The following is a 10,557-nucleotide window of genomic DNA, read 5'->3' as shown; positions in this document are numbered from 1 at the left end:
CTAGATAAGGGCAAGTGCAGATGTTTCCGTTAAATTTATTAGGCAATCTATGCTTATTGGGACAATGAAGAAGTTCCTTCCAGTAATACTATCCGTTATCCTGCTCCTTCCCTTTTCAGGTTGTATGGAAAAGGAGGAGGAAGGGGTGGTTATTGCCAGGAATTTCTGGGTGGAGGTATACGAGCCCGAGGTAAATATTTCTGATATAATGTCGGGCGGTCTTCCAGATGTAAATATATGCTACGCTAAAGTAGGCGAAGGTAAAGAAAATGCCGGCATAGGTGATCAAATCTTTCTGTATTACAGCATCTACCTAGCCAACATGAATGGATTTAACGGCAAAGCTTATTGTATCGTTGATGGAAAGAAACTTTCATCCCTTGATATAGAACATGAGTACCTTCCCACTTTTCCTGAGCAATCCTCGCAGATTGGATTGCCCTCTGTTGCGAGCGATGAGACAAAATTTTCTCCAGAAAACATATATGCATTTAGATGGCCGTATAGATTTTCACACTACGGGAAGCATACAGTGAAGTTCTACGTTAAGGGAGAGGAGGGCATTACATACGGCGGGATAGAAAGAAATTTCTCTCTCGAATATATCGAACAGGATGACAACCGATGGGCACTTATTTTAAATGTTGACCCACCCGGTGATGAAATTGCATCCTGGAAAGACGGTGCAATGGTGTTTGATCTGCTTTATCACCACTACGGTTTCCCACGGTCAAATGTAATGTGTCTCTCAAACGGATGTGCAACACGTGAGAATTTGATAGATGTAATGAAATGGCTTTCGGAGCATACAAACAGTGATTCAAAAATTGTTTTCTGGGCTTCGGGGCACGGGGGGATAGAGCTATATGGCGATAATGACAAGGAGCCCATCGACGGAAAAATAGAACTGTGGGACGGCAACCTTTATGACGGTGATGTGGCAGACTTTTTTGCCAGCTCTAAGTCAATGCACATACTCTCAGTGATTGATACCTGCTTCTCCGGGGAATTCGGAGGGCCTGATGACATGGAGCGTATATTCACCCATTTCGGCTCCGAGAACAGCATCGAAGAGGAAGGCAGAGTTCTGATAACAGCTTCTACCACCTTTGCAAGGGCGAAGGCGACAGAAGATGGGGGCATCCTGACCATTCTAATGGCCGGGGCACTTGAAGGCATAAAAGATAGATTGGGCACTACGGCAGATATCAACGGAGATGGAAAAATATCCGCTGAGGAGGCAGGGTTCTGGGCAGCGTTCCATTGTTATGCTCATCCTTTACATGGCCGCCCACAATTAAATGATTGTTATATGGGAGATATGTATCTGGAAAAATGAATATAAAACTAATTGCATCAGACTCGTTAGGCATTCGCTCAATGGCGACAGTTGTTGAAACAGACGATGTTTGTATTTTTATTGATGCGTCTGCATCGCTTGGCCCTTCCCGCTACGGTCTGCCCCCTCATCCCCTTGAGCTGGAAGCACTGGAGAAAGCACTGGTCAGTATAGAAAATATGGCTGATGACTGCAATTTTTTTGTTATCACACATTACCACTACGACCATTACGCGCCCGATGAACAATTCTATGAAAAAAAGAGGGTGTTTGCCAAGTGCATTGACAGAAACATAAATAAAAGTCAGATGGAAAGAGGAACGCTTTTTGCCGAGCGTTTTGGAAATAAAAGCGAAATAGTGTATTGCGACGAAACAGATTATGAGATAGGTAACACGAAATTGAAATTCTCGCCGCCATTTCCTCATGGGCCCAAGGGAACGAGATTAGGATATGTGATAATGGTTACCGTCGAGGAAGACAAAAAGATTTTATTTGCGTCAGATGTACAAGGACCTGTTGATGAGAAAGCGGCCGAGTATATTATCCAGCAGAACCCCGACATACTTATCACGGACGGCCCACCGTCATACCTGCTCGGCTGGAAATTCTCCAGAGAAAATTTGAAGAAAGCTGAGGGAAATTTGACCGAAATAATGAAGAAAACGGACTGCCATCTTATCCTCGACCACCATTTATTGAGGGATTTAAAGTATAAAGAAAAACTGCCAATTCTTTACGGCATGTATGGGGACAGAATACAAACGTTTGCTGAATATGCCGGCAAAAAAAATAACATGCTCGAGGCAAAGAGAAAAGAATTGTGGAATAGGGGGCATTGATACAATACAAAAAATAATTATTAACTGAATGACATTACCTATTATGGCATACAGCGGGGAGGAAAATAAGATTGGAGGGATTACAGGGACTTTAAGAGCTATTCTTCTTTTTGCAATAACGACAATAGCCTATGCACTTGGAATATTACCATTGTTAATTCTTGCTCACGTTTTTCTTCAGTGGATTGATATTGGCAATCCTCTTGGACTTGTATTGCTATCAATTTTCATCGTTGCAGAGTATTTGGTCTTGTTATTCTCAATGATTTTTTCCACGGCCTTCTTCATAAATGTCTTTAAACTCAAATATAGCGATGGGACATACAGAAAAACCCTGAATGATAAAATGGCATTTAAATTCGTAACATATTTCGCCCTCTATTATCCCACTTACAAACTTATCAATATATTTGTTCTTCCCCAACTGAAATCATTTTATCTTTCTTTGATAGGGTGCAAAATAGGTAAAAATGTTTTTTTAGCTGGCGAGGAATGGATCGACCCGTGCATGGTGGAAATAGGGGAAAACACGATGATCGGGGGAAGGGCGATGATTCTCGGACATATTGCCGAGGAAAATTTACTGTTAAGAAGGACGAAGATAGGAAAAAATTGTTTAATCGGAGGGGGATCTTTTATAATGCCCGGCGTCGTCATAGAGGACAATGTTGTCGTGGGCGCAAAGGCAATGGTTCCCAAGGATATGGTTTTAAAAAGCGGAAAAACTTATGTCGGGATACCTGCAAAACCCATAAAGTGATTTGCACCATAAAATAAAAGAAAGGGTCTGTGAAAATAATTAACCGATTTTTCTCCCGAAAGTCATGAATCCTGTGTGCATAATTCCTCTGGGCACAGGATGCGTATACCCCCCAAGTGATTTCCATTCCCGTTGTATGGTTTCTATCGTTTTTATATACCCAAATCCTTCTTTTTCCATCTCGTCCCTCACATAAATCTGCTGCTCTATATGGGGTGAGTAAACAACAAGCCATCCCCCTGGATTTAAATGTTTGCGGGCTTTGCCGACCATTTTCTCCGCACCTTTCACGTCAAGCGTTATTAGATCTAAGCCATCCTCAACAAAATTTGCCATATCCTCGTGTTTCACCTCGACAATTCCTTCCATACCGCAAATCTCGACATTTTTCCTGACTTTATCGTAAAACTCTTTTCTTTCTTCATAAGTATAGACTTTTCCCTCTTTGCCCACCATGTGGCCCAAAAAATTGCAAGGAAGCCGGAGCCGGAGCCACCATCAAGGCATTTCCATCCCCGGCCTAAGCCTGCAACAGCTACAATCTGTGCTGCATCTTTTGGCATGACAATTTGTGCTCCTCTTTTGCATTTCTCCAGCAAATCCATGAAAGTGGGCTTTAAAACCATAAAACTCTCGGTCCCAACAACCAGTTTTTTTCCTATATCTACGTTGCTTATATCAACTTTACCAACATGCGTATTCACAATGCCCCTCTTTGCAATAAATTTATGTTTTTTATGGAGCAGTAGTATATATTCTGACATATTTTTTTACCTCTTCCATTGCTCTTTTCATTTCTTCATCTCTTAATTCTCTCGGGTAATTATAAATTGGCCCTCTTACCCTTTCATTGTAAAATGGGCGATTGCATAACGGGCATCCCGATGTGAGAAATGCATTTTTGTCTTCCGAAGCATGCATTTCATGCAGTTTTCCATTCCTGAAAACAAAACTTCCTTCGCCTTTCTCGACCATGTATCTGGCAAGTTGAAGCGAGCGGTATCTCTCTATTTTTGGGGAGAAACCTGTATGAATGGGAGTGTATGCAAACAGTGCTATTTTCATTCCGATTTTCGATAGCTTCTGCATTATGTTTATTGCCTCTTCATCGCTTTCTCCGAGCCCCATAATTAAATGGGCCGTTGAATTTCCGAAAACATTTTTTGCAATCTTTAGCGATCGCAAATATTCTTCCCAGGAAGGAACGCCCTTTTTCCATTTATTGAACAACTCTTTAGTACAGCAGTCAAGACCTATCCCCACCCTTTCAACCCCGGCATGTTTCAGCCGCTCCATGTTCTTTCTATCCGTCGGATTCATCGAAACGGAAATGGGTATTCCATATTTTCCGAGTCGCCCGGCATCTTCTATTATATGGTCTATGACACCGCTATAGTATAAACTCTGGATACATATCCTGCCTACTTTTTTATCAATACCATCGATACCGTCCAGTACTTCATCAAAAGAGAACGACGGCCATCTCACTCTCGACAGGAAGCCCTTTCCCTGTGTGCAATAACCGCATGCCCCATTGCATTTCTTTCCCACCATAAAATAAAGTGTTGTGGGCATAACATCTATATTCCATTTTTTTAGCCCCAGCAATGAAGCTGTTGCGGCTGAAACACATATATCACCCATTGTATCCTTTCCTCCCTATCATGGGAACAAATGAACATGCTCCCAAATTTTTCTGCAACATCTCCTCATTTTTTTCTATGAGAATCAGATCGCAGAACGTTCTTCCCACGGGCAGAAGCATTTTTCCATGTTCCGAAAGCTGCTTTACCAGTTGGGGCGGAACGGAAGGTGCTGCACACGTTACATATATTCTGTCAAAAGGACTATATTCGGGCAAGCCAGCAGAACCATCGCTCACGACTACCGTTACATTTTTTATTCCCAATTTTTTGAAATTTCTTTTCGCCTTTTCGGCAAGTTCCATTATCCTCTCAACCGTATATATATGTCCTTCTTCCGCCACTTTTGCTACAACAGCTGCATGATAACCCGTGCCTGTTCCGATCTCCATGACCTTGCTGTCTTTTTTCAAATCTAATGCTTCTGTCATTATCGCAACCATGTGAGGGGCTGATATTGTCTGGCCATAACCTATTTTTAGGGGTATGTCGGCATATGCTTGTTTTTTTTCATTCCCTGGAACAAACAGTTCTCTTGGTATTTCTTTCATGGCATCTATTACTTCTTCAGATAAAAGATAGCCGTTGCGTATTAGCTTTTTGATAAGCAATTCTTTTTCCACATAGAAGAATTTCAAGTTCGTACTTAAATTTTCTTGAAGGTTGGTATAATAGAACAAAATTGGTAGGAGATAACAAAATTTTATATATCGTTTTTTAATAGTAATTCGTGAATGGTGGGAAAGGAAGCGTGGACGAGCTTAAAGAAAAAATTGCCGAACTTAGCGATTTCGTTGAGATATATTCTACCCTCACCCTGAATAGCATTATTTTCAGCTTAGACCGCAAAGGAAATTTTATTTCAGTAGAGAAGGAAGGAAAACCATTTAACGAACTTAAAGGAAAAACTTTTCTTTCAATTGTATGCAAGGAAGATAAAAAAAATGCGGCAGATAATTTTATGAAATGCCTGGGGGGAGAGAAAATACAGACTACCATCAAAATAGAGGAAAAAAGTGGAGAAAAAAAAAGATTTATCGTTATTGCAATACCTAAAAGGAGGGATAAAAAAGTAGAGAGGGCATATGGTATAGCCAGGGAAGAAAAAGTTATCCTCCAAGACAACTTCGAAAAAGTGATTAACCGCATAAATGAGCCCATGTGTATTGCAGATTTGCTCGGCAACATAAACATGGCGAATTATGCATGTGCTGCACTTTTTGGTTATGAAAAAGAAGAAATTGCAGAAAAAAATATTTTTGATTTTATAGACGAGGAAAATATACCTTTGATAAGGGAAGCGATAACAGGCAATTGCGGAAAGAAAAAAGTATATATTGTCAATAGAGAAGGTGTAAAAATTCCAGCAGAAATTGAGATAACAGAGATAGAAGATAGCGAAAAATTGCTTTTTATAATCAAGGCAATATCTCTCAATAATGAAACGGTCGGAAGGACGGAAGAATATTTCCAGAAATTTAAAGAAAAACTTTCTAAGGTTTGCAATCTGAATGACAAATCATCCAGACAGGAGACATACGATAATGTTATACATACAATTATGAACTCTTTTGACGCAGATTCATGTTTTCTCGGCATACTTTCGGATGGTGCAATAGAGATAGTGGCAAGCGAAGGAGGGAAAATCGGGGAAAAAATTTTGTTGGAAAAGGAGTCTACAGCATCATCAGCAGCAACATCAAATAAAGAAATTTATGAGCCACATTCCGAATCAGGAAGTAAAATTTACGTTCCCCTCTCATTTAACAAAAAAGTCTTAGGTGTTATTGGTGTAACAGGCAAAAAGCCAGATGCTTTTTCTGAGGATGACAGACTTCTTCTTAATCTTCTCTCCCGAAACGTAGCAAAATCCATCGTGTATCTGGATAATGAAGCTTCCCTTGGAAAATACAAGGAAATTATAAATAAGGCAACCGAGGGAATATACATAACAACTTTTGATGGAAAAATACTGGAAGTTAATCCAGCTTTCATGAAAATTTTTGGATATGAGGGAAGAAAGGATGAACTGGAAAAAATAAATGCCGAGCAGCTCTTTTTAAAATCAGATGACAGGAAAAAGTTCCTCGAAATTCTGGAGAAGGACGGGATAGTACAAAACTTTGAAACTAGGTATGTAACGAGGAATAAGAAAATATTTTTTGGCAGGGAATCCGCCTGGGTGGTTTATAGTGGTGAAAATAGGATAGTAGAAGGTATACTGCAGGACGTTACGCAACAAAGAAAGATCGAGGAGGATATCAAATTTTACAATTCCCTTCTACGGCACGACATATACAACAAAAACGAGATTGCCATCGGTTATTTGGGGCTGCTAAAAAACAGTGATCTCTCGGATAAAAGCAAGGGAATTGTTGATAAGGCAACAACGGCGATAACAGAAGGAAATAAGCTTATAGAAAGCGTAAAAAAACTTGAAACAATAAGAGATAAAAAAAAGATGACAAATATAGATTTAGATGAAGTAATGGAACGTATAATTGGACACTATTCAGAGGAAGCAAAAAAGAGGAATATCGAAATAAGGTACAGGCCTACCGGGGCAATCGTGAGGGGTAATGAGCTTATAGAAGACGTTTTTTCTAATTTAATAAAAAATGCTATAGAACATTCATGTGGTCATCATGTCGACATCTACGCAGAGGATGACGAGAAAGGGTGGAATATATACATAGAGGATGATGGAGTTGGAATACCCCAGGACAACAAAGAAAAAATTTTCCAGCAGGGATGGAAAGGTAAGGAAAGCAGGGGAAGCGGCCTTGGCCTGTATCTCGTAAAAAAAATAGTTGAAGGGTTCGATGGGAAAATACAGGTGAAAAGCGGTGAAGACGAGTATCCAGAGGGCACTCGTTTTATCGTATGGCTTAAGAAGGGGAAAAAAAGCAAAAATAATGATGGATGGATTATAGGCTGTGAGTCGGAAACTCTGGGAGTCAGGTGGTAATCCCAGATGTCCATATAAAAAGTGTGAAACCAGCGAATCCTGTATCTGAAAAAGAAAATAGACCGTCCCACCCGACAATACCGACAAAACCGAGGGTGAGAAGCTTGTGTTCTCCATAAATTGTTGTCGAGCTTCCAGAGGGAATGACAGGCATTATATCTGTTTCTGCCTCATTTCCATGGTAATTGCAGTAAATACCGGACGGAAAAAGCGAGAGAGCAATACTCCAGAGTGATAATTTTAAAAGACTGGGCGGAAACATAAAATGGAGACCCGTGCCGGCAGACATTATAAAATATACATTTATGTTTGTCTCATTTAAAAACCTCTGAATGGCCTTATCTTCTCTCGCCATTTTGGCGCACATATCTGATATCTTTTTTGAAAAATTTTTTCCAGTGTACGATACAACCCTATCAAATCTTTCTATTTTTCCATCTGGCAAATATTTTGTGAATGTTATTATTCTTTCCTCCAATTTCTGTTCTGACGATTCAGCTGGAATAATCATGGGGACAAATATAATAAACAAGAGAATAAACGACAAAATTTTTCTCTCCATAGTTTAATATCCAATTTCCGTATTTAAACTCTACTCTCTTCCCTCCTCAGTTATGTTGTCTAAAATTTCATTTGGGGCCTTTATAATGAACTTTGGATATAGGGACGTATTGGTAAAGCAGGAAAATTCAGTAACATAGAATTCGTGATCTCTGCTTATTACGCCCGACATTTTAAAATGTATTTCCTTCATTTTATCAGAAAAATTTATTGCCCCATCAGTAAATTCAACAAATGCCCCCTCTGCCTCCATTCTTTTTATACTGCCTATTATTATTTCAAGATTGAAAATACACTCACCTATTTTCTTTCCGTCAGCAATTACATCTCCCATTCCAATATAAAGACCAGGGAATTCGCTAATATCGTGTTCCATAAGGAAGTAAATACCTTTTTGTAAATAAATTCTACGATGAAATCATCTTCTTTTTTAAATACCAGTAAACAGGATAAGGAATCATTGCTCCCCACAAGACGATGGTTCCAATAGCCACCCATAACGTTTCGATGTTGGTGAGAGAATATGCAAAATATACAAAAGAAGCAACAGGAAGAATAATCGCTATGTAAAAAAAGAAAATAACGTCTGTTGACACGCAGATCAGCTCCACCCGTACTTAAAAATCCACGACATGTACGATTCACCTTCCGAAACACCTACTGCCCCTGCATTTATCTCGTTTTTGCCGTCATTGTCAAAGTCACCAACACATGTTACAGCAAGCAGACCGTACGTATTCGTTATAATGTGCTCTTCCTCGTAACTGCTTCCGTTCCACTGCAGTATATGTATGTAATTTGTGCCAACACATACTTCGGGAATACCGTCATCGTCTACATCCCCGATATCTATTGCCTCTATTGTATCCTCTTCACCGTACCATATTTCTTCCCATATTTTTTCGTAGCCGCTTCCATTCCATTTCCATATCTGCAATTCCGGGTACCTGAAAGTGACATGTATCTCTGGAATGCCGTCTCCATCGCTGTCTTTGGCCACACAACCAAAAACATGATGGTTGAATTTGGCAAGGACTGTCGATACAAATTCTTCCCCATTCCAGTCAAGAACAACCAATTTTCTGCCGGCCCCGCATATCACCTCATTTTTTCCATCGCCATCGACATCTGCAATCCAGGGGAAAAATATGGCACCGCGGTCATCGTCGCTCCACGACGCTTCTTCAACAAATTCATTTCCGTCCCATTGTATCGCCACCAATTCTGGAGTGACATCATACCCTCCAGTAACAATAACTTCGTTTTTCCCATCATTGTCATAATCTCCCACTACACAATCAAGTGTTGTTCCATATTGACCCTGCCTCTCGGAGATTACAATGTACCGTCCCATGAGTTGGTATCGCTGCCCGTTCCACTTGAATGCAGAAAAATGGCAACCCCATGCAACGCCGATTTCATTCTCCCCATCATTGTCAATGTCGGCAATGCTGAAGCCAGTAGCTGAACCAAACGGCTGTGGTACATTGTAATAATTGCTTCCCAAGCGAACCCATATGCCGTAGCCAATGCCAAATACCGGATCAATAATTTTTTGCTGTTCATAATATGTCTGCTTACTCTCATCCCATTTCATTACACGCATGAAAGGATCTCTACCCCCTATGAGCAATTCATTTTTACCGTCATTGTCCGCGTCGCCCACGGGCTGCGGGCCTTCATATCGGGCTGACCACCACCAGAGTTTGCCGTAATCCTTTTCCCATTGAATTCCGTATTCATCATCTGCCTGAAAAGCCTGGGGTTCTGCAGCACCATGTTCTTCATGAAAAAAACTCTCCTTACTGCCCGTATCACATGGTATCGCAAATACAAAGCCGTTTAGTAAAAGAGAAATGAGTATCACAATTCCGATTGACTTTGCGTTCATTTTAATCCAATAGTAAAATGCCGACAAGGATATAAGCCTTATGATTTTAAGAATAGGGAGTCAGGTGAAGGCAATAACCCTCCTTCTGTTTTATGCGGCATTCACCTATGCGTCCTACCTCCGAGCGGTCCTGAACAACCGATCCCGGTATTTGGACTTGCTCCAGGATGAGGCCGTTTCATCAGATCCCAGGACAACGTCATTCCCTAGGAAATCATTCTCGTCATGGGCTGTGTCGTTTCTGCGCCCCATTTGGGGTTCTCACCCCAGTTTTTACACACCTGGTCCAGGAATGAGGGAGGAGTTTCCTCAGCTCTTGCGAGCCGTCAGCCGCTCACCCACTCCTGACTCCCATTTACTTATGGAATTGGTTTTATAAATATTTTGCACCCGATGCAAACCGCACTCTAGGTGGTTACAGATTTGCCGATTTTTAATCTGTATTTTTCATTTTGAAATGAATTGATTTTGCAAAATGAATGCAGTTCAGTCACAAATTTTGGCTTCCCACAGCCAAAATTGGCTAAAAAATTTTCAGCCAAGGCAAAAATTC

11 protein-coding genes and 1 other RNA gene are annotated in these 10,557 nt (G+C 40.6%); 4 read left to right on the top strand and 8 right to left on the bottom strand.

Annotated elements, in window-relative coordinates:
• Nucleotides 1-64: 64 nt before the first annotated feature.
• Genes U9O96_02745 through U9O96_02735 form a run of 3 tightly spaced genes read left to right on the top strand, consistent with a single transcriptional unit; the run spans nucleotide 65 to nucleotide 2,941 of the window.
• Entirely contained in the window at nucleotides 65-1,339 is a 1,275-nt protein-coding gene (locus U9O96_02745; GenBank protein ID MEA2054025.1) for a hypothetical protein, read from the top strand.
• Entirely contained in the window at nucleotides 1,336-2,181 is an 846-nt protein-coding gene (locus U9O96_02740; GenBank protein MEA2054024.1) for an MBL fold metallo-hydrolase, read from the top strand. The genes U9O96_02745 and U9O96_02740 overlap by 4 nt, the downstream gene beginning before the upstream one ends.
• 43 nt (nucleotides 2,182-2,224) lie before the next feature.
• Complete coding sequence (locus tag U9O96_02735) at nucleotides 2,225-2,941, top strand: DapH/DapD/GlmU-related protein (GenBank protein MEA2054023.1); 717 nt, start codon at nucleotides 2,225-2,227, stop codon at nucleotides 2,939-2,941.
• A 39-nt stretch (nucleotides 2,942-2,980) separates the two neighbouring features.
• Here U9O96_02735 and U9O96_02730 read toward each other — a convergent pair whose 3' ends face one another.
• Genes U9O96_02730 through U9O96_02715 form a run of 4 tightly spaced genes read right to left on the bottom strand, consistent with a single transcriptional unit; the run spans nucleotide 2,981 to nucleotide 5,207 of the window.
• Nucleotides 2,981-3,397, bottom strand: a complete 417-nt coding sequence (locus tag U9O96_02730) for a hypothetical protein (GenBank protein ID MEA2054022.1) — start codon at nucleotides 3,395-3,397, stop codon at nucleotides 2,981-2,983.
• Nucleotides 3,289-3,705, bottom strand: a complete 417-nt coding sequence (locus tag U9O96_02725; protein MEA2054021.1) for a hypothetical protein — start codon at nucleotides 3,703-3,705, stop codon at nucleotides 3,289-3,291. Before U9O96_02725 ends, U9O96_02730 begins: the two co-directional genes overlap by 109 nt.
• Nucleotides 3,677-4,585 carry a radical SAM protein gene (locus U9O96_02720; protein MEA2054020.1) on the bottom strand — a complete coding sequence of 303 codons (909 nt, stop codon included), beginning with the start codon at nucleotides 4,583-4,585 and terminating at the stop codon, nucleotides 3,677-3,679. The genes U9O96_02725 and U9O96_02720 overlap by 29 nt, the downstream gene beginning before the upstream one ends.
• On the bottom strand, nucleotides 4,578-5,207 hold the full coding sequence (locus U9O96_02715) for a protein-L-isoaspartate O-methyltransferase (protein MEA2054019.1): 630 nt from the start codon (nucleotides 5,205-5,207) through the stop codon (nucleotides 4,578-4,580). Before U9O96_02715 ends, U9O96_02720 begins: the two co-directional genes overlap by 8 nt.
• A gap of 107 nt (nucleotides 5,208-5,314) precedes the next feature.
• Here U9O96_02715 and U9O96_02710 point away from each other — a divergent pair, with 107 nt between their 5' ends.
• Nucleotides 5,315-7,552 carry a PAS domain S-box protein gene (locus tag U9O96_02710; protein ID MEA2054018.1) on the top strand — a complete coding sequence of 746 codons (2,238 nt, stop codon included), beginning with the start codon at nucleotides 5,315-5,317 and terminating at the stop codon, nucleotides 7,550-7,552.
• On the opposite strand, the gene U9O96_02705 is transcribed toward U9O96_02710, so the two are convergent.
• From U9O96_02705 to rnpB, 4 genes are all read right to left on the bottom strand, one after another.
• Nucleotides 7,542-8,114: a hypothetical protein gene (locus tag U9O96_02705; protein MEA2054017.1), complete on the bottom strand. Its 573-nt coding sequence runs from the start codon at nucleotides 8,112-8,114 to the stop codon at nucleotides 7,542-7,544. The genes U9O96_02710 and U9O96_02705 overlap by 11 nt on opposite strands.
• A 30-nt stretch (nucleotides 8,115-8,144) precedes the next feature.
• Complete coding sequence (locus tag U9O96_02700) at nucleotides 8,145-8,489, bottom strand: hypothetical protein (GenBank protein ID MEA2054016.1); 345 nt, start codon at nucleotides 8,487-8,489, stop codon at nucleotides 8,145-8,147.
• A 225-nt stretch (nucleotides 8,490-8,714) separates the two neighbouring features.
• Nucleotides 8,715-10,004: an FG-GAP-like repeat-containing protein gene (locus U9O96_02695; GenBank protein ID MEA2054015.1), complete on the bottom strand. Its 1,290-nt coding sequence runs from the start codon at nucleotides 10,002-10,004 to the stop codon at nucleotides 8,715-8,717.
• Nucleotides 10,005-10,066: 62 nt separating this feature from the next.
• Nucleotides 10,067-10,350: RNase P RNA component (gene rnpB / locus U9O96_02690), an RNA gene on the bottom strand.
• Nucleotides 10,351-10,557: the final 207 nt, after the last annotated feature.

The sequence above is a fragment of the Candidatus Thermoplasmatota archaeon genome (genome assembly GCA_034660695.1).
GTDB lineage: Archaea > Thermoplasmatota > E2 > UBA202 > DSCA01 > JAYEJS01.
The sequence above is the reverse complement of the archived record's forward strand: the minus strand, read 5'-3'. Positions and strand labels throughout refer to the sequence as shown.

Excerpts from the sequence above, each read along its gene's own strand:
- U9O96_02745 (MEA2054025.1), top strand. The coding sequence starts at position 65 with ATGAAGAAGTTCCTTCCAGTAATACTATCCGTTATCCTGCTCCTTCCC.
- U9O96_02740 (MEA2054024.1), top strand. The coding sequence starts at position 1,336 with ATGAATATAAAACTAATTGCATCAGACTCGTTAGGCATTCGCTCAATG.
- U9O96_02705 (MEA2054017.1), bottom strand. The coding sequence starts at position 8,114 with ATGGAGAGAAAAATTTTGTCGTTTATTCTCTTGTTTATTATATTTGTC.
- U9O96_02735 (MEA2054023.1), top strand. The coding sequence starts at position 2,225 with ATGGCATACAGCGGGGAGGAAAATAAGATTGGAGGGATTACAGGGACT.
- U9O96_02700 (MEA2054016.1), bottom strand. The coding sequence starts at position 8,489 with ATGGAACACGATATTAGCGAATTCCCTGGTCTTTATATTGGAATGGGA.
- U9O96_02725 (MEA2054021.1), bottom strand. The coding sequence starts at position 3,705 with ATGTCAGAATATATACTACTGCTCCATAAAAAACATAAATTTATTGCA.
- U9O96_02720 (MEA2054020.1), bottom strand. The coding sequence starts at position 4,585 with ATGGGTGATATATGTGTTTCAGCCGCAACAGCTTCATTGCTGGGGCTA.
- U9O96_02730 (MEA2054022.1), bottom strand. The coding sequence starts at position 3,397 with ATGGTGGGCAAAGAGGGAAAAGTCTATACTTATGAAGAAAGAAAAGAG.
- U9O96_02695 (MEA2054015.1), bottom strand. The coding sequence starts at position 10,004 with ATGAACGCAAAGTCAATCGGAATTGTGATACTCATTTCTCTTTTACTA.